This window comes from Clostridiales bacterium (genome assembly GCA_014799665.1).
GTDB lineage: Bacteria > Bacillota > Clostridia > Christensenellales > Pumilibacteraceae > Anaerocaecibacter.
Window position 1 is genome coordinate 40,344 of sequence record JAAVHP010000007.1, and the last position, 19,771, is coordinate 60,114.

Sequence of the window (19,771 nt, forward strand, 5' to 3'; positions counted from 1 at the left end):
CCTTGTGTAGTATGGCTAAAATAGACAAAAACGCCTTTAAAATTTATGCAGTTTTATATTGAAATCGTAACGGACGAGTTGTATAATAATAATGTAATAAAAAAACAATAGAATAAGGAGAAAATTATGGCAAGCCTTTCACTCAAACACATCTACAAGGTGTATAGCGGCGGCGTTCGCGCTGTCAGCGACTTCAACCTCGAAATAGACGATAAGGAATTTATCGTTTTCGTAGGTCCGTCCGGTTGCGGTAAGTCGACCACCTTGCGTATGATAGCCGGTCTCGAGGACATTTCGTCCGGTGAACTACGTATCGAGGACCGTCTTGTAAACGACGTCGAGCCCAAGGACCGCGATATAGCGATGGTTTTCCAGAACTATGCGCTTTATCCGCACATGACCGTTTACGACAATATGGCATTCGGTCTTCGCCTTCGTCACAAACCCGCTAAGGAGATAGACGAAAGGGTGCAGGAAGCGGCGAGCATACTCGGCATTCAGCATCTTTTGAACCGCAGACCCAAGGCGTTGTCCGGCGGTCAGCGTCAGCGCGTTGCGCTCGGTCGTGCTATCGTTCGCGAGCCCAAGGTTTTCCTTTTGGACGAGCCGCTCTCGAACCTTGACGCCAAGCTCCGCGTACAGATGCGTACCGAGATCACCAAGCTCCACCACAGGCTTGCGACCACGTTTATTTACGTTACGCACGACCAGACCGAGGCTATGACCATGGGTACGCGTATCGTCGTTATGAAAGACGGTATCGTTCAGCAGGTTGATACGCCTACCACGCTTTACGATAACCCCGCAAATCTTTTCGTCGCGTGCTTCCTCGGTTCGCCGCAGATGAACATATTCAAGGCGAAGCTTGTTGAGGAGAACGGTGAACTCTATGCGCTTATCGGCGAAACAAATAAGGTCATGATCCCGAAGTCGCGCGCCAAGCGTATTATCGATCAGAGCGTAATCGGCAGCGAAGTGCTTTTGGGTATCCGTCCCGAGGACGTTCACTACGAGCAGGCGCTTGTCGATGCGCATCCCGAATCGGTCATCAGCGCGACTATCGACGTTATCGAGAACCTCGGTAACGAGACCATTCTGTACCTCAACGTAGAGGGCAAGGAAGACTACACGATCGCGCGTGTAAACGCACGCTACTCGTTCAACCAAGGCGAGAAGGTCACTATGTATCTTGCTACAGAGCACGTACACCTTTTCGATCCCACGACCGAGTTCACGCTTATGGGCGTGCCCGATTATAACCTTATACCCGCGCAAGCGGTTGTCAACGACGGCGCGCTTACCGTCATGTTCGGCGACGTCGAGATCAAGCTTCCCGAGGAAATGCTCGCGCGCATTACCGATAAGTCGGTCATCAACAACCGCATTACGCTCGGTATTCCTCCCACCGCTATCAAGGCGGAGAACGAGGAAGGCTATGCCGCTATCGAGGGTGTTGCCGAGTTCTTCGATAACTATCCTCGCTTTAAAGCAGTGTATCTGTCTGTACCCGGCGTTAAAAATTATGTTATCATGTCGCGTGGGCTCGACGATCCCTTCACGGGCGGCGAGAAAGTCACTGCGTATATCGATCCGAAAGAGATCCAGCTCTTCAATATCGACGGCGAGCGCTTGATTGCGGACGGTCCCGTCGGCACGAATAGCACTGTCGGTACGATTACCAATGTCAACGGCACATATAACTACAGGCTTACCGCCGAGAACGGCACGAAGAACAAGCTTGCGTTCGAGAATTCCAAGGCTACCACCGACGCTAGCGGCGCTAAGCAGGTCACGGCTAAGTATGACAATCTCAAAACGGTCGAAACGGACAGCCCTATGCATATTCTCGCTCGCGGTATGTCTATCGATAAGGAAGTTATTGCACAAACGCCCAAGATGGTTCTTACCGGTATCATCAAGCATCTTGACGAGTACCGCAGAGACGCTATCGTTACCGTAGAGGTACCCGGCATCGACGGCGATTTGACGGCTATTATTCGCAACTTCTCTGGCTACAACACCGGCGATAAGATCAAGCTCGCGGTCGATCCTCACGCGGTCATCATCGGCAAGAGCGATACCGTTGCCGAGGCTATCAAGACGGAAGGCGTTATCAACGAGGGCGCTATGCGCTATAAAGAACTCGTTGCGGCGCGCCAGAAAGAGAAAGAGCTCGAAGAAGCGGCGAAAAAGCCCGTTAAGCCCGCTAAGGCTGAGCAGGCGGCTACTGCCGACGCGGAAGAAGCACCCGCTAAAAAGCCCGCGGCGAAGAAACCCGCTGTCAAGCGTCCTACCGCTAAGAAGAAATAATTCTTTCTTCCTCCTTTGAAAAGAAGAAAGCGAAGAAACCTACTTCTTTTGAAAAAGAAGTAGGTAAGAAAACTTTAAGTTAATATACTGTAAGGCAAACAATTGCGCCCATTCCTAATTGAGTGGGCGTTTGTTGTTGTGTATAAATAAAAAAGTACGGCAAATATACCGTACATTTATAAGCTAAAAGTTTTCTTTGCTACTTTCTTGTTCACAAGAAAGTAGAGAAATAACTTCTTTTTCAAAAGAAGTAAGGGAAAAACTACTTCTTTTTCAATTCATAGCCGGTTTTGCTGTCGAGCACAGCGTATCCGCGCGCGTCAAGCTCATTGCGCAGTTTGTCGGACGTAGCCCAGTCCTTGTTCTGCCGCGCTTTGAATCGTTCTTCGGCTATCGCCTTGATCTCGTCGGGAATATCGTCGACGGGGGATTGTTCGAGCGGAGTATGCAAATCAAGCCCGAGTATGGCGTTAAGCTCGGCCGCCGCGTCGTAGATCTCGTGGCACGCGGGCAGCTTAGCCATTGTCCACAGCTCGCCGAGCGCGAGCGGGAAGTTAAGATCGTCATAGACCGCCGCAATGATCGCGGCGCGTTGCGCCTTGACCTTGCTTGCCGTTTCCGCATCGGCTTTGGGTGCGTTCTCGCACGCCGAAATCGCGCCGCGTAAACGATTGTACGCCGTCGCTGCGCCCGACAACCCGTCGAACGTGAAGTTCAACTTATTGCGGTAATGCGTGTTTAGGCAGAAATAGCGGAAGGCGAGCGGGGAATAGCCTCGTGCGATGAGATCGTCGATAGTATACACATTGCCGAGCGACTTACTCATTTTGCCACCGTCGACGAGCATAAACTCGCCGTGCATCCAATAGTTAACTACCTTATGTCCTTCAAGTGCTTCCGACTGTGCGATTTCGTTTTCGTGGTGAATGGGAATATGATCGACGCCGCCCGTGTGAATATCGAACCGTTCACCGAGGAACTTCTTGCTCATGGTCGAGCATTCAATGTGCCAGCCGGGATAGCCCATGCCCCACGGCGATTTCCATTGCATAATATGGTTGGGCTCTGCTTTCTTCCACAGCGCAAAGTCGGCGGGGTGGCGTTTTTGCGTATTGACGGCTACTCGCGCGCCGGCGAGCGCGTCTTCGAGATTGCACCGCGACAGCTTGCCGTAGTCCGCGAACTTGGAAATATCGAAATATATCCCGTCGTCCGTTTCGTAGCCGTATCCCATGTCGCAGAGCGTTTTGACAAAATCTATCATCTCGTCGATATTATCGGTCGCCTTGGATATGATTTCGGGCGTGAGAATATTCAGCCGCGCCAAGTCTTTAAAGAAAATCTCCGAATAGTACGCTGCGATCTGCTCGGGCGACTTATTCTGCTTGCGCGCCGCGGACTGCATTTTGTCCTCGCCGTCGTCGCCGTCGGAAGTGAGATGCCCGACGTCTGTAACGTTCATAACCGACTTGGTATTGTATCCCGCAAACTTCAAAACGCGCCGCAGCTCGTCCATGAACACATACGTGCGGAGATTGCCAATATGCGCGTAGTTGTACACCGTAGGCCCGCACGAATAGGTCTTGACCTCGGGCGGGGCAATGGGCGCAAACTTTTCCTTCTTGCGCGTCAGCGTGTTATAAAAATAAAGAGTATCCATTATCTTCTCCGTAAATTAACCGTTTAATTGTTTGTATTCGGTTTTTTAAGTTCCAGAACTTGACTTTCGAGTGCGGTTATACGCGCGTTAAGCTTATCGATATCGTCCTCTACGGGATCGGGCAGGGCCTGACACAAATCGTTAACACATAGCTCTTCCACGCGCTTGCCCGCAATGCGCACTATACGCGCGGGAACGCCGACTACAGTCGCGTTGGGCGGAACCTCGTGGAGTACTACCGAGCCCGCGCCGATTTTTGCGCCGTTGCCTACAGTGAACGGTCCGAGCACCTTTGCGCCTGAGCTTATCATAACGTTATTGCCGACGGTGGGGTGGCGCTTGCCCTTGTCCTTGCCCGTGCCGCCAAGAGTAACGCCTTGGTAAATAACTACGTTGTTCCCGACGACTGCCGTTTCTCCGATTACCACGCCCGCACCGTGATCTATGAATACGCCTCGACCGATCGTAGCACCGGGATGAATTTCTATGCCCGTAAAGAAACGGGCAAGCCCCGAAAGAATACGCGCCAATAAGAAATATCTGTGAATGTGCAGAAAATGAAAAAATCGATACAATACGAGCGCATGAAATCCGTAACAGCACAACGCGGCCTCAAATTTATTACGTGTGGCGGGATCGTGTTTTACGGCGGCGTCGAGATCGCGCCGTATCGCTGTAAAGGCCTCGATTTTTTTCATTGACAACCTCTAAAACAAAACGCCGCAAGCCAATAGGCAAGGGCGTTAAAACCGAATAGGAAGGGGTTATTCAGCTCCGTTAAGGAAATTTAACGCTTCTTTGAGCTTTTTATCGCCTTTGAGCGCTTCTTTTTCGTTTAAGGAAAGCTGGTTCAATAACGACTTGTCGAGCTCGGCGATCATTTTGTTAAGCTCTTCCGCGCCCTTATCGGTGATCTTGTAATGCACGGACCGCATATCGCGTTCCACGCGCATTTTTTCGATTAAGCCTTCGGCTATCATGTTACGAGCTAGAATAGTAAGATTGGGTTTTGCAATGCAAAGCTCGTTAACAAGCTCTTTGGGCGATAAAACCTCGTTACGTACAAGGTAGAGAAGTCGCATTTTTTGGGAAATAATAGCGCCGTTATCGCAATTCTTGCACAGCTTGCGAGTGGTGGCATTGATTGCGAGTATTTGTTCAGCCAGCATTTTTCATCTCCTATAAAACGGTTTATGACAGCTCGGTTGCTTTGCCGTTATTCTATCATATTATATGTATCATTGTCAAATATTTTTCCAAGCAAATTAATTATATTTTTCAAACGATTATTTGCCGATAAACGCTTGAAATTTATTGTTTATCCGCGTTGTAGAGTGCTGGCAGTGTCGAGGGTAGACTGCTAAATTTAACTATATTTTTGCCTTTATGTTATTGACAAACGCGATGCTTTGGTGTATTATATATGTGTACTATTATAACGTGGATGGAAGTACCGTCCGCGTAGCGAGGTGTTTTATGCCTATATCCGATGAAGTAATCGAGCTTGCACCGGTTAAAAAAACCAAAACAACGCTTATCATACTGTTGGTTGCGGTAGGCGTAGCGGTAGCTCTTGCCGTTACGTTTTTGGTTATGTACTTGTTAAAGCCCGCTCCCGAAGGCGATAACACCGTCGTAAACGACGTGAGCATAACTACCAATTCATTGTTCTCATCATTGGGAGAAGACGGTAACGAAACGCTTACCGCCTCGATAGGCAATAAGTATACCGTCAGCGCGAAGGCGTCCGTCGAGAACGGTACGAGCGAGAATATCGCGTGGGAGGTTTCGCCGCGCGAAGCTGTTATCGATACGCAGATAAGCGAAGATACGCTGTCTTTCTCGTTCACGCCCAACGCAGGGCACGACGGCGAGGAAGTTACTATAATCGCGAGGTCCGCCGCCAAAGGCGAAAAGGTAAAAGAAATCAAGTTCAAGGTCGTAGATCAAAAGACCGAATACTTGTTCGCGACTAAGTATTACGCCGAAGGTACGGACAGTAGCAGAGCGCCTACCGTTACCGACAATAAATTATCGGTACCGCATTATACGGTAAACGATAACAATAAGTCGTACACCATGCTATTTGAGCAAAAAGGCGAATATAACGACTTAATTAACGAATACGCATTGCTTACCGACGATGAAGCGGACGTCACGGCGACCTCGGGTGATACTAATGTTTTGTCTATTATCAGATCGTCCTATGCGTCGGTAACGTTCAGGACGGTAAAACAAGGCTCGACCACGATCAATCTTACAGTTAACTCCGGCAAGACCTTTACCTTTAACGTAACGGTACAGTCGAGCGAAGACCTCAAATACATAGAGAATATTTATTTCTTCGATAAAGCGATAGTCGATAAAGAGTTTATCGAGAAGCATTTGACGCCGGATAACAAGCTTGATATCGCTAAGCTCACCACCGAGTTCGGCGGTTCCAAGCCTACTAACACTACCGTTAAAATGAATAGCGGTACATTCACGCTGCCGTATTCCAACGAACCGTACACCAATATATTCGATCATATTCTTATATATCCTATCAACATACAGTACGACGTCAAGACGAAGGATTTCCAAACGAATTGGCAAAGTCATATCAACGTTACTTCAAGCAGTAACGATATTATACGCCCCGACAGGCAAACCGCGCAAAACACCACTACCGTAAACCTCGTTACAAGAGGTTTGGGCAGCGGAACGCTCACGTTCGAGGACAGTGCGTCGGGCAGCGTTAAAACCAATCAAAAAATCATGTACAACGTTGTGGCGGGCAATCAAACCGGCACGCTTTCGGTTCAGCCGTACAACAGCGATGGTACGCTCAGTTCTACCAAGGTAGGCGACAACGGCAAAATAGCAGTCGTTCCCGATCAGAAAATGCTGTATTCCGTTGCGTATACGCTTACCATGCCCGGCGATACTGACGTCTCGTCGGTAATCGACAAAAAACTTATGAACCTCGATTACATGGTCGAATTTGACGATGATATTTTCGAGGTAAGCACCGACAAAGAATTCGCAGAGAAGCTCAAAAAAGGCGTCAGGACTCAGCTCAAAAAGAGTCACGTCGATATCGTGCGCGTTGCGGGTGGTTCTACCTCGTCTACTGCGACCGCCTTTACTGCGACAGTTAGCTTATATGTGGCTGTAAATGCGAATGCCGACACTACCGAAGATACGGCGTTACCCGACATAAAATTCACTAAGTTCGGAACTACGCTTTCTACAGCCGAAGATGCGGCAACCAATAATCGAGACGCGCAGTGGAGCAAAAAGGTCAACGTTTCCATTACCGCGCAGGCTAAGGACGCCGCCTTAATAGGTAAGGATGCGGCGCATAATTTAGTTACCGATTCGGATAATCTACCGGGCGATATTACATACCTCGATAACGGTAAAGGCGCAGTAATTCACGTTCAGCAAAACGCGGACGGCGAACCCCTGCCTTTCAATGTTTACGAGCTTATTACAGCTAAGGGCGAATGCAAAAAGACGGTTTCGCTCGATGCCAAAGGCTCTTTGCGTAGCTCGACGATGGAACCCGTAAAGAACTCCAACGGAGTAGTTGTAGTCAGCGGCGATAATATAGTTTTCACGAGCACGATCAGCACCTCAAAAGCCACGGTAAGCGTAAAGGTCACTACTATGGACGGTGGCGATTTAGGTACGTTTACTTTCGATATTTACGTTATAAACGGCGTGGATAGATTTGCGCCTATGTCCGACCAGGGCGTTAACTACGGTTACAAGTTAAACAGAATTACTTGCGACAGTAATTTAACGGCCGGCGTTTCCGGCACAAGATACGTATATAGGTCCTACAATCCTCAGGGCACGGCTACGACGTACACTTTCGAAAAAATGGAATTATATTACGGCGCGGTCGGTGATAGTGGGAAATTCAAGCGCGTAGAGAAAACGGGCGGCACCGGTGCGGCGGACTATTATTACGTTTACACAGAAAATGAACAAAAACATGAAGAATTGTTCTTTACGTACAACGGCTCCATTCTTGCTCCTGCAGTAGACCTTTACGAAAAGAGTATGAAATTCAGCGAGAATTTCACCACGGTTTATGCGGAATTTACTGCGAATGTCTCCGATTATTACGCGGGCAAGAGCGCGAAAACTCCTTCTCATGCTCCGTCCGTAGTGCAAACCTGTAATTTCACCCGTAATGCGGACTCGGTTGCCGTTTACACCAACTCGGGTTATGCTAACGACTCCCTCCTTATTGTAAATAACACAAAGGAATACGATTATAACCAAGCCGCAAAGGTTTATTTCTACGCGACATCCGTTGTAAAATATAGCGACGGAACTGAAATTCCCGTAGAACGCTATAAGAACGATTACTTGGTAGAGCGCGCTACGATAGCGCTTGCGAGCGGGATAAACGAGACATATATTTCCGATATAAAGAAGCCTTCTACCGGTAATCAATATTACAGCTTCCAGCTCTCCGTTCCTATGGTAAAAAATAATACGACAGGCGATTTATATTCGTTTGCCGTTACGGCGGGCGCAACGAACAGCAACCTTCTCATTCGTGCGCAAAACAAATCGCGCGGAGTAGCTTACGTTGGCTTGTTCTCGGATGAAAACTGCACGACTCCGATAGCCGCCGATACTGTATTGTCGTTCGGCAAATTCAATAAGGACACTTTGGAAAGCAAAACAATTTACGTCAAGGTTACGTATGTGGAGCTTCCTGCGGGTAATAATCCTTACGTCAATTTCGAGCCCGTCGTTGTTACGCTTCCCGATTTCCTGAAATCGAATGCAGAAAATTTAATTCCGAGTTCGTCCGTCGATAAAGTGTATGCGACAGGCGAGTTTGAAAAATTCCCGTTGATTTTAACTCTTGTATCCGACTATGATGAAGCCGATAACGGCGTTATTTCGGTAGATCAACAGCAGCAGCCTGCCGGTACGAATTGGAAAAAAGCAACCTGCAACGCTTCCGTCGATACGGGGCTTGCTTCCGTAAGCGTTAAGGACGGCGCAATCACGCATACCGCAACCTCTACTAACAGCGCAACCGTCGAGTGGAAGGTTGACGTTGCTTCGGCGGCAGATTTCACGGACGGCTCCGCCAAAGAAAAGGTGTTCAATTTATCGTTCGCTTCGTTGTTGTCGGCAATGAATTATAACAGAACCGAGAGCAAGCTCGACTGCACGATCAGTCCTGCCACATATGCCGGCATTTCGGTCAGCAAAGGCATATTCGACGCGGACGGCGCTTCTATCGGCTTTACGCTGAACAACGGCATAACCGAACCGATTAATAAGGCGACGATAACCGTTACGTTTACAGATAAAACCAACGGCGCAACTACAACGTTCACGGTCAATTTCGAAATTACCGTAACGATCGTCGTTTACGAGGTAACATTCGATAATGCCGACGAAGTAGTCGTATTCACGAGCGGAGAAGCGGGCGAAACCGAGACTTCGACGACACTGCATGTAACTATAAACGGCGGCGTAACCCCTAACGATAACGAGCTGACCGTTTCCGTGCAGAACGCCGACGGTACAACGGCGGAAGGTCTCAGAGCCGTTTACGAAAAGAATAATGAGAATAAGTATACGCAAAACGTAATCGTTTACGCAAAGAATTCCATCATTACGGAAAAAACGTATAAAGTCGTAGTGAGCAGCAAGGGCGGCGTGAAGCTGGCGGAAAAAGCAATAACCGTTAAGACGAACGCCACGTATATCACGCTTGATGCAAATCATCCCGACGTAGAAGTGACTACTGAGGAAGCAAACAAAAAATATAATGCTTCGGTTACCGTTACGCCCGACAAAAACACGTTCAATCTTGCCGCGGCGATCGTAAACGGTAAGGACGGTCAAACGTATACCGTAACGTATTCCGTTTACGACGATGCCGCAGGCGCCGCGAGCGTAGCCAATCAAAATAACGGCATGTTTACCGTTGCGCCGAAGGCTCGTACTGGTCAGTTCGGCTACCGTATGACCTATACCGGCAGCTCCGATAAAAAGTCCTATACCATAGACGTAGTTGTAACCTATACGGTTCCTTCTTCCGAAAATACCGTAACCCTTAATAATCTTCCCGCCGCCATAACCGATAACGGCGCAATCGTGTTGTATTATAACAGCGCCGACGTGCGTACCACGATCGATTTGGCTTCGTATATCAAGGTTACCAATAGCTTCGATACCGATGGTGTAGATATCGGAAGTATGTTTACCGAGCGCGCGCTTTCTACCGCGTCTAACGGTATTCTCAGATTAGAAGGCACCAAGATTATTCCGACCGCTACGACGGAAAACGGCGTTAAGATTAAAATTAAGGTCGGCGACGCCGAAAGCCAAGAATATACCGTAATAGTCCGTTCTATCGGCAATCTTGTCGTAACGCCGTCGGCAACGGAGATTGACAAAACAGACGCTCAACCGATAACGCTTACCAATAGCCTTAGTAACAAGTATTACGGTCTTGAATATGCATATGCAATCACCGCGCCTGCGGGCTTTACGGTGTCGGGAGATAAAACGACCCTTACGCTTAACGATCCCGCGCCCGCGAACGGCACGTATAGATTTTCTGCCAAGGCAACGTTCACAATGACGAGCGGTATAACGGGCTTGGCGTTTGAGTGCACCACGTTTGAGAAATTGAATGCATTCAATATAACCGTCAACAGCGACAGCATAACCGCCGATTTCGACTTGATTTGCGGCGCAAATACTACGCTTGACAGTCAAAACCATTTCTTAACCGGCGGCGATAACGAGCATACAGTTAGACTTACAAAAGTCGTATCGGGCGTTGAGTACGAGCTTTCCGTTATTAACAACGTAGTAAAGATTACTCAGCAATTCAATGCTTCGGGCGTTGCCAAGATCGAAGTGAACGGTAGCAATATAGGCGAGTTCACTTTGACGGTAACCGCCAAGTATAACGAAACAGAGGTTGTTGATACTGTATCTAAAACTTATAACTTCATTCATATCGGTTCGGTTACGGCAGAGCTAAAATACGATAACGGCAGCGCGATAAACGCAGATACTACTCAAAATATCGACGATATATCCAAGAAGTTCACATATACCGTTAATAACGTGCCTACCGGTGCAACGCTTGATCTTCACGCTTACGGCGAGGGCGTTACTACGGTGCTTAACGACAATGTTTTGACGATAACCGTAACTAAGCCCACGACGCTCGTTGTATACGGCACGGTCACCGTCGGCACGGGAGATAATCAATACTTCGTGTATCTGCCTACGCGCACGGTTACTCTTACTGCAACCGCGCCTGCGTTCAATGTAACTTCGGATAAGAACACTCTTACTCTTTCGGCGGGCTCTGTGCTGCCTACCGCTACTCTGTCGGTCGATAAAGCCGCGGGCTTCAACGGCGCTTACACTGTAGAGTATACGCTCGTATCGGGCGGCGATTACGCCGCGCTTGCGGTAAACGACTCGACTAAAACCGCAACGCTTACCGCTAAGAGTGTGGAAAATAACGGTTCGGTCAAGGTAGTCGTTAGAGTGACCGTCAACGACGGCGCGTATGCGGGCTTGATTTACACCCAAGAGATAAACGTGAACGTTACGGGCGTCGCATTGCCTACACTTGACTTGTCGACGGTAATTACCAACACTTCGATAACGGAAGGCGGGATGATCAACTTCACCCTTCCCGCAACTTTGAATAATTATAGTGTAACTTATGCCGCAAACGTTCAACCCGACCAAGGCATCAATTGCAATTTAACCAATTCCGGCAATACTTACACTTTGCAGCTTAATAATGGCGCACCAGCGGGCGGTAAGATAAAGATTAGCGTTACGGCAACGATCGGTGGCGCGGTACATAGCGGCAAAACGGTTACTGCCACTCGCGAGATTATCATAGCCGATCCCAGACTCGGCAATATTACCAATGCCTTGCTCGACGGCAGTTATTCCTGCGACTTATCTAATTTGATCAGACCGCTTTACAACGACGGCGAAGGATATTTTGTTAAGAGCTGGGATACGTTCACGATCAACAGTATTACCTATAATGGCTCGACGCTTTCCAATAAGGTTATAACCGTTAATGGTAGTACGGTAAGTGCAGATATTATCGTAGACTATACCATGACAAGCGGCAACTACAAAGATACGAACCGTACGCAACAAATAACCGTATCGTTCGTGCAACCCGTAACCGTAACGTTTGACTATGACCAAAACGGCGAAAATACGGCGACAACGGTTAAATATAAGAGCGGAAGCACCTATAATTCCAATTGGTTCACGCCCAACCGCAAGTGGTTCACATTCGAGGGTTGGTATCTCAACGGCAAAATGCTTACGGGTAGCGAAACAGTCGAGGACGGCGCTTCGCTTACCGCGAAATGGACGGAGTCTGAAACTGTTACCGTAACGCTCAAAAACGGCTATGGCAACGACAACGGCGGAAGCCAAGTAACGTCCTTCAATGCAACGTACGGTAGTGCGTATGGCAGTCAATTGGTCGATATCGAGCGCACCGGCTATACGTTTGACGGCTGGTATACCGAAGACGGTAGACATGTGACCGCTTCGTCGATCGTTACCGATAATTCGGCGCATAACTTGATTGCCCGTTGGGTTGCAAATTCCTACAAGGTAACACTTTATAACGGCAATTCGGTGTTTGCTACGGTTACGGTCGTGTACGGTCAACAATACGGCACGCTGCCCTCCGCACCCGATAAAAGCTGGGTTAATAAGTTCCAGTATTGGCAGACATCCGATAATAAGCAAGTAAAGGGCAACGATATCGTAACGAATGCAAATAATCATAGCTTATTCGCCAAATTCAGCAGAGACGACGGCTCGGATACGGTAACTATCAGTCTTTACCAAAATAACAGCAGCAGCGATAATACTGTATATACTTCGCTTACGGGTATTGTTGTAGGGAGTACCTACACAGGTCTGGATAGCAAATCCCCAGAGCGCACAGGATACCGCTTCGACGGTTGGTATACGGCAAGAACGGGCGGCGATAGGATTATTGAGAGCTCGCTCGTTAAGGATAACGTCGATAAACTTTACGCGCATTGGGTCAAGACCTACACCGTAACACTCTACTCGAACTACGGAGGAGAAAACGACGGAAAAGGCAGTAAAGTCTATACTGATACGTTTGATACCGGCAGCGAGTTTACTCGCCACATGGCGACAACACCTGAACGCAGTGGATATACGTTTATGGGCTGGTATACTTCGTCCGCAACTACGACCGCCGCTTTGTCAATAATAACGGTTGATAAAAATATAGAGCTTTTCGCAAAGTGGGAATTGATTCCTACGAGCTATACCGTCACGCTCAGCCTTAACGGCGGCAAAGTCAATAATTCGACTGCGGATATCCCGAATACCGTCAATGCCAACGCCTCGTTTGATCCCAACTCGACGACCGCGCCTACAAAAGACGGCTTTACCTTCATAGGCTGGTTCACGAAAGCAAGCGGCGGCAACCAAATTAACGAAGCCGTGACAGTAACGGAAAACGTTACGTTCTACGCGCATTGGCAAGCTATTCCGCAAACGTTTACCGTAACTCTCAACGCTAACGGCGGAACTATCAACGGCGGCGAAACGTATGCGCAAACGCTTAACGCAGGCGAAAAGTTTAATCTTCATAATTACTTGGTGCCTGTCCGTAATGGCTATCGTTTCGACGGCTGGTATGATAGTAACGGCAAGGTAACTGGCGAAATTGAGACTACTACTACGCTTACCGCCAATTGGGTAGAGCAGGTCACCGTTACGTTCGTCATAATCGACGAGAGTGGAAACAGTACGCTTCATTCCGTTAAGATCATGGATAAGGACACGTCGCTTGGCGAGTTGCCCGTTATTAACGACGACGAAGACTATACGTACGGCGATTGGAGCATATCGGCTACGACCTTAATCAGTGTGAATACGGTTGTTTCTATCCGCAAAACTGCTAAGACTACGTCTGAGGGCGACGAAATCTAGTTCCGGACCGAGAGGAAAAACGATATGGGAAAAGTTCACACAGTAGATATTTGCGGAAGAAAGGAAGATTTGCCCGTATTGCCGTTGCCGTCGGGAATCAGTATCGCTTTTTTCAATCTTCACGGCAACGTGGAGCTTACCGAGCATTGCGGCAAATGCCTTACCGAGCGAATTAAAAAATATTCGCCCGACGTGATCATCACCGCGGAGAGCAAGGGCTTACAGCTCGCACATTGTATTGCTCGTGAAATGGGCCAAAAGCTGTACGCCGTTGCGCGTAAGAGCAAAAAGCTGTATATGCAAGACGGTATCGAAGTCGAGGTCAAGACAATAACGACCGGTGAGGTCCAGCACTTGTATCTTTCGGCGCACGACGTCGATTTGATAAAGAACAAGCGCGTGGCTATCGTCGACGACGTTATAAGCACAGGCGCAGCCAACGCCGCGCTCGAACAGCTGGTCGCTAATGCGGGCGGGGAAGTTGTTTGCCGCGCGTTCGTTCTCGCCGAGGGCGATGCTAAGGACCGTAAAAACGTTGAGTATCTCGCGTCTATTCCATTGCTGTAAATGCCCGATCAAAGAACCGAATAATGACGAGTCAAAAAGGAACGGAAACTTTTAATATAGGTTTCCGTTCTTTAATTATCCTTTTATTGAACAAACTTTTTGTTTGCACCTTTAAATCGATTGACAAAAAAATATTTATATAGTATTATTGTAGTTAGCAGCGGCTAACCAAAGCCGTTTATATTTTGTTCGTTGGTTAGCAATGGCTTACCAATGAACAATGCTAAGTTTAAATTTTTTTAGGTTGCGGTTAGTTATTGCTAACTGTCCCAAAAGCTGTATTAACGAAACGGTAAATCGACTATGAGAAACGAATTGAAAGCATGGAAAAAGGAAAAGAAGCTCATTCCCGTAATGATACGAAAATATTGCCACGGTAAGCATAAAACGAAAGGCAAAGAAATTTGTGCCGAGTGTCGGGAACTTACCGAGTATGCGTTATTCAGACTTGAAAAGTGTCCGTTTAAGGTAAACAAAAAATTTTGCTCGTTTTGTAAGATACATTGCTATAAGCCTGAAATGCGCGAGAAGATAAAAGCGGTAATGAAGTATTCGGGTCCGCGTATGTTAACGTCGCATCCGATATTTGCAATATCGCACGTCGTTCAGATGATTAAGTATAAAAAGCAACTCAAAAAGGAGAAATAAAATTATGGGTAATAAGAACTATTGCAATCAGTGTGAAAATCGTTGTCCGATAGACGATTTAAAATGCGGTAGAGGTAGACGTGCTTTGGGTTTGGAGCAAGACGAACACATCGATGAGCGTTTAAGCGACCGTGAACACCGACATGGACATGAACATAGCGCACGCTCGCATCGCAAAACTTTAAGTGGGGTTTTAGGACTTTTACAAAGTTGTGGTCATGCTATTCGCCACGGAGAAATAGGCGAGGATGTATTGGCGTGTTTTTCAAACGAAGAAAAAATCCAATTAGAGAAATTGTTATATAAATTGTTGAATAATTGTAATAAGTAGTTTACGCTGTTTATGACACATGAAAATAGAAATCAAGCACAATATGAAACTTAAAGAAGGAGAGCGACAACCTTGATAGATAAAGAGTTATTCAAACTTATAGGCAAGAATAAAAAGTACGTATTTGTTGCAGTTGCCTTGCAGGTGTTGGGACTTATAGCCAACGTTGGCATCACGGCAAGCATTTGTTGGGCGATTTATCTTGCAATTACGAAAGCCAAACTACTTATGTACTTGTATCCGGCTATCGGTGCAGTTGTAGGTATTATCGTTCGCTATACGATGACAAGACTGACGGGCGATATAAAGGACGTGCTTGGGCGTAAGGTCAAAAAGGATCTGCGCGAGAGAACATATAACAAAATCGTTAAGCTCGGCGTAAAGTCTACGGACGGTATGAGTATGGCAGGCTTAACGCAGGTATCAATGGAAGGCGTTGAGCAACTCGACTTGTATTATTCAAGTTACTTGCCGCAGTTTTTCTTTGCTATGCTTGCACCTATAATCCTATTTATTATTTGCGTATGGATAGATTGGCGCACGGCTCTTGTGCTATTGGCTTGTGTTCCGCTTATTCCCGTTTCGATTATAGCGGTATCGAAGTACGCTAAAAAGATATTTGCAAAGTATTGGGGCAAGTACACTTCGATGGGCGATAAGTTCCTTGACAGCGTACAAGGTTTGAAAGAGCTTAAAATATTTAAGGCGGACGGAGCGCAACACGAAAAGATGAACGAGAGCGCGGAGGAGTTCCGCAAAATAACGATGAAAGTTCTCGTCATGCAGCTTGCAAGCACGACCATAATGGACTTGGTAGCATACGGCGGCGCAGGTGCGGGAATCGCCCTTGCAATTTGCGGTGCGGCGTTTTGGGGATTGAGTCCTATATACGCGCTGTTCCTTGCGCTTGTCGCGGTTGAGTTCTTCTTACCGCTTCGTGCGTTCGGCTCGGCGTTTCACGTTGCTATGAACGGAGCAAGCGCAGGTAAGAAGATTATATCGCTACTTAACACACCCGATCCTGTTTGGGGTACGGAAGAAGTAAGCGGTAAAGCAATAACACTCGATAACGTAACATTTTCTTATGATGGCAAACGCGACGTGCTGAAAGGTATCAATATGACTTTCCCCGAAAAGGGTATGACGGCAATAGTAGGCGAAAGCGGTTGCGGTAAGAGTACAGTAGTCAATATGCTTGTTGGTGCGTTGCGCCCGAAAGAGGGTAGCGTTACCGTGGGCGGAAAAACTCTCGAAAGTTTATCCCGCGACAGTTACTATTCGCACTTGGCTGTGGTAAGTTATAACACCTATATCTTCAATCAGACCGTGCGTGAGAACTTTGTGCTTGCAAACGGATCGGCGACGGACGAGCAAATCTACGCCGCGCTCGAATCCGTTAATCTTGCAGAGTTTATACGCGAGAACGGCGGACTTGATAAAGTAATAACCGAAGATGCTAACAATATTTCGGGAGGACAAAAACAAAGACTTGCGCTTGCCGTAAATCTTGTTGCGGATAAAGACATCTATGTTTTTGACGAAGCGACGAGCAATATCGACGTGGAGAGCGAAGCAATCATAATGCGGAACATAAAAGCATTGTCGGCGGATAAGAGCGTCATCGTTATATCTCACCGCCTTGCCAACGTAGTGCCTGCCGATAACATTTACTTTATGGAAAACGGCGAAGTCAAAGAGAGTGGAGCGCATACCGAGCTTATGAGCGATAAGCACGGCTATGAGAAATTGTTTACCACGCAAAAACAGTTAGAGGAGGGCTACGCATTATGAAAGGGCAGAAGCAGAAGTTACGCAGAAGCGGTGCGAAGATCATAGCAAGCCTTATTCTCTTGCTTGGCAGTCTTGCATACATAATGATTTTGGCCGTCATAAACGGCAGTATCGGTTTTATTTGTGCTATGGGCGTTACCGTATTCGGCGCGGTGGGCGTTGCGAAAGCGCTCGGCGAAGCGATTGCGCTGTCTTACGGTTGGATAATAGGACTTGCGGTAGGCTGTGGCGTATTGCGCGGACTACTTCGCTATTTGGAACAGTACAGCAACCACTTTATAGCGTTCAAACTGTTGGCGGTTTTAAGGGATAAGATATTCGGCGCACTTCGGGTGTTGTGTCCTGCAAAACTCGAAAGCAAGCAAAAGGGCAGTATCATTGCAATGATAACAAGCGACATAGAAACGCTCGAAGTGTTCTATGCGCACACCATTTCCCCGATTTGCATTGCGGTATTGGTATCTACTGCGGTGTTCCTATTCGTAGGCTTTGTATCAAGTTGGTATCTTGCACTCGTAGCAGTTGTCGGCTTTTTTGTGATAGGAATTGTCGTTCCTATGATTTCTTCGGGCAGACTCAAGAAGAGCGGCGTTAAGTATCGCGCGGAGTTCGCTTCTTTCAATGCGTACTTCCTTGACAGTATAAAAGGCATTAAAGACATCGTGCTGAACAATGCAGGCGAGGAACGCGAAAAGGAAGTCAACCGCAGGTCTGAACTGCTCTTAAAAGAAACAAAGAAAATGAAGCACAACACGACGCGTGCGGCGGCGGCAACCGAATTGACGGTATCGCTGTTTATAATCGCGACGCTCGTTGTCGGTATCGTGCTTGTGTATTTCGATATGCTGACTATCGGAAAGATGATAATTGGTGTAGTAGCGGTGTTCGGCTCGTTCGGCCCTGTAATTGCGATATCGGCGTTGCCGGGGAATCTTACACAGACTTTTGCAAGCGGCGACAGGGTGTTGAACTTGCTTGCGGAAAAGCCTGCCGTAACGGAAGTTAAGAACGGAAAGAATATCGAATACGAAAGTCTGAACGTAACCGATTTGTCTTTCTCGTACGACGGACAAACCGAAGTGTTGAACGACATAAAAATGCACGCCGAGAAAGGCGAGATTATAGGCATTGTCGGCGAGAGCGGTTGTGGTAAGTCTACGTTCCTGAAACTGTTACTTCGCTTTTGGCAAAAGGGAAACGGCGAGATTACCTATAACGGAATCGACATTGATAGTGTGAACTCGGACAACCTTTTAGACAACGTAACAATGGTAAGTCAGACAACGTACTTGTTCGACGAAACGATAGAAGATAATTTGCGAATTGCAAATCCTACGGCTATGCAGGAAGAACTCGAAACGGCTTGTCGTCTTGCTTCCGTTCACGACTTTATAATGACCTTGCCCGACGGTTACAAAACACAGGTCGGCGCCTTGGGCGATAATCTTTCGGCAGGCGAGAAGCAAAGAATAGGACTTGCAAGAGCATTCCTGAAAGGTAGCGAACTCATCCTTTTAGACGAGCCTACGAGCAACGTGGACAGCATAAACGAAGGCATTATCTTAAAAGCGCTCAAAGAGCAAAAGAGTAAAAAGAGCATTATTTTGGTGTCGCACCGTGAATCGACTATGGCAATAGCAGATAGGATTTACAGGGTAGATGGCGGTAAAATGGCGGAGGTAAAGGCGTAATGGAAGAAGAAAAGAAGCAATCGGACGAAGTACCGACGACTGAATCGAATAATGATAATGAAGCACAGACAGTAAGAGCAAAGGCGATACTCGAACTTGTGCAGCTTTCAGACGAAGAAGAAAAGCAAGCCGAGCAACAGGCAAAAGCCGAAGCCGAAGCAATACAGTCGAATGATGCGGCGGTCAAGAAAGAAAAGGTTTTTAAGAAGTACATGATAAAGGACATAGTGTTCCTTGCAATNATTACGGCTTGTACTTTGGTTACGGGCGCNATAATGCCGTTGTTGGTNAANGTGCCGCTGTTCGGTATNATACAACTCGGTTTGGGTATTCAGTTTTCGCTGTTTCCCGTAATCGGTATGATGAAAGTCAGAAAGCCGTTNGCGCTNTTGNTGCAGTCGGTATTTATCTCGATTTTCCTTGTNTTTATGTTNCCGCCTATGGTGCTACTTATTGCCTGTGCGCTCGCCTCCGAAGCATTAACGCTTTTAATTTTCCGTGGCTATAAGAGTGATTGGGCGTGTGTAGTTGCAGGCACGTTGTATATGCCTATGACGATTCCGCTTTTGTATATGTACTACAACGTGTTCTATACCGTCAGCGGAGAAGAAAAAGCCGCAGTATCAATGTTTATCGGCGGTGGTAATGCAGGTGTGATTATTGGTTTAACGATAGCCGTTATAGCGGTTTGTTTTGTCGGATCACTTATCGGTATGATTATTGCAAGAGAGTTGAAGAAAGCAGGTAAGTTAAAGTAATGTCGTT

The 19,771-nt window shown here is 47.3% G+C and carries 10 protein-coding genes and 1 pseudogene; 8 read left to right on the forward strand and 3 right to left on the reverse strand.

What is annotated here, in order from left to right:
* The first annotated feature begins 126 nt into the window (after positions 1 to 126).
* A pseudogene (locus HDT28_02890) lies at positions 127 to 1,242 on the forward strand (ABC transporter ATP-binding protein).
* A 1,330-nt stretch (positions 1,243 to 2,572) separates the two neighbouring features.
* On the opposite strand, the gene HDT28_02895 reads toward HDT28_02890, so the two are convergent.
* The 3 genes from HDT28_02895 to HDT28_02905 all read right to left on the reverse strand — a co-directional run bounded on the left by HDT28_02895 (position 2,573) and on the right by HDT28_02905 (position 5,139).
* A complete protein-coding gene (locus tag HDT28_02895; GenBank protein MBD5131528.1) occupies positions 2,573 to 3,970 on the reverse strand; it encodes a cysteine--tRNA ligase in 1,398 nt (465 codons plus the stop codon).
* A 23-nt stretch (positions 3,971 to 3,993) separates the two neighbouring features.
* Positions 3,994 to 4,668, reverse strand: coding sequence for a serine O-acetyltransferase (cysE, locus tag HDT28_02900; GenBank protein MBD5131529.1), 675 nt, complete (start codon positions 4,666 to 4,668; stop codon positions 3,994 to 3,996).
* 66 nt (positions 4,669 to 4,734) lie between these two features.
* On the reverse strand, positions 4,735 to 5,139 hold the full coding sequence (locus tag HDT28_02905; GenBank protein MBD5131530.1) for a hypothetical protein: 405 nt from the start codon (positions 5,137 to 5,139) through the stop codon (positions 4,735 to 4,737).
* Positions 5,140 to 5,446: 307 nt separating this feature from the next.
* Between HDT28_02905 and HDT28_02910 the strand changes: the two genes are divergently transcribed.
* From HDT28_02910 to HDT28_02940, 7 genes are all read left to right on the forward strand, one after another.
* Complete coding sequence (locus HDT28_02910; protein ID MBD5131531.1) at positions 5,447 to 13,978, forward strand: InlB B-repeat-containing protein; 8,532 nt, start codon at positions 5,447 to 5,449, stop codon at positions 13,976 to 13,978.
* A gap of 24 nt (positions 13,979 to 14,002) precedes the next feature.
* Positions 14,003 to 14,545, forward strand: a complete 543-nt coding sequence (locus HDT28_02915) for an adenine phosphoribosyltransferase (protein ID MBD5131532.1) — start codon at positions 14,003 to 14,005, stop codon at positions 14,543 to 14,545.
* 303 nt (positions 14,546 to 14,848) lie between these two features.
* Entirely contained in the window at positions 14,849 to 15,193 is a 345-nt protein-coding gene (locus HDT28_02920) for a nitrous oxide-stimulated promoter family protein (protein ID MBD5131533.1), read from the forward strand.
* A gap of 4 nt (positions 15,194 to 15,197) precedes the next feature.
* Complete coding sequence (locus tag HDT28_02925; protein ID MBD5131534.1) at positions 15,198 to 15,524, forward strand: hypothetical protein; 327 nt, start codon at positions 15,198 to 15,200, stop codon at positions 15,522 to 15,524.
* 72 nt (positions 15,525 to 15,596) lie between these two features.
* Entirely contained in the window at positions 15,597 to 17,315 is a 1,719-nt protein-coding gene (locus HDT28_02930; protein ID MBD5131535.1) for an ABC transporter ATP-binding protein/permease, read from the forward strand.
* Positions 17,312 to 19,006 carry an ABC transporter ATP-binding protein gene (locus HDT28_02935; GenBank protein MBD5131536.1) on the forward strand — a complete coding sequence of 565 codons (1,695 nt, stop codon included), beginning with the start codon at positions 17,312 to 17,314 and terminating at the stop codon, positions 19,004 to 19,006. Before HDT28_02930 ends, HDT28_02935 begins: the two co-directional genes overlap by 4 nt.
* The gene (locus HDT28_02940; GenBank protein ID MBD5131537.1) at positions 19,006 to 19,764 is read left to right on the forward strand and encodes a hypothetical protein; all 759 of its coding nucleotides are present in this window, start codon (positions 19,006 to 19,008) and stop codon (positions 19,762 to 19,764) included. The genes HDT28_02935 and HDT28_02940 overlap by 1 nt, the downstream gene beginning before the upstream one ends.
* Positions 19,765 to 19,771 lie beyond the last annotated feature (7 nt).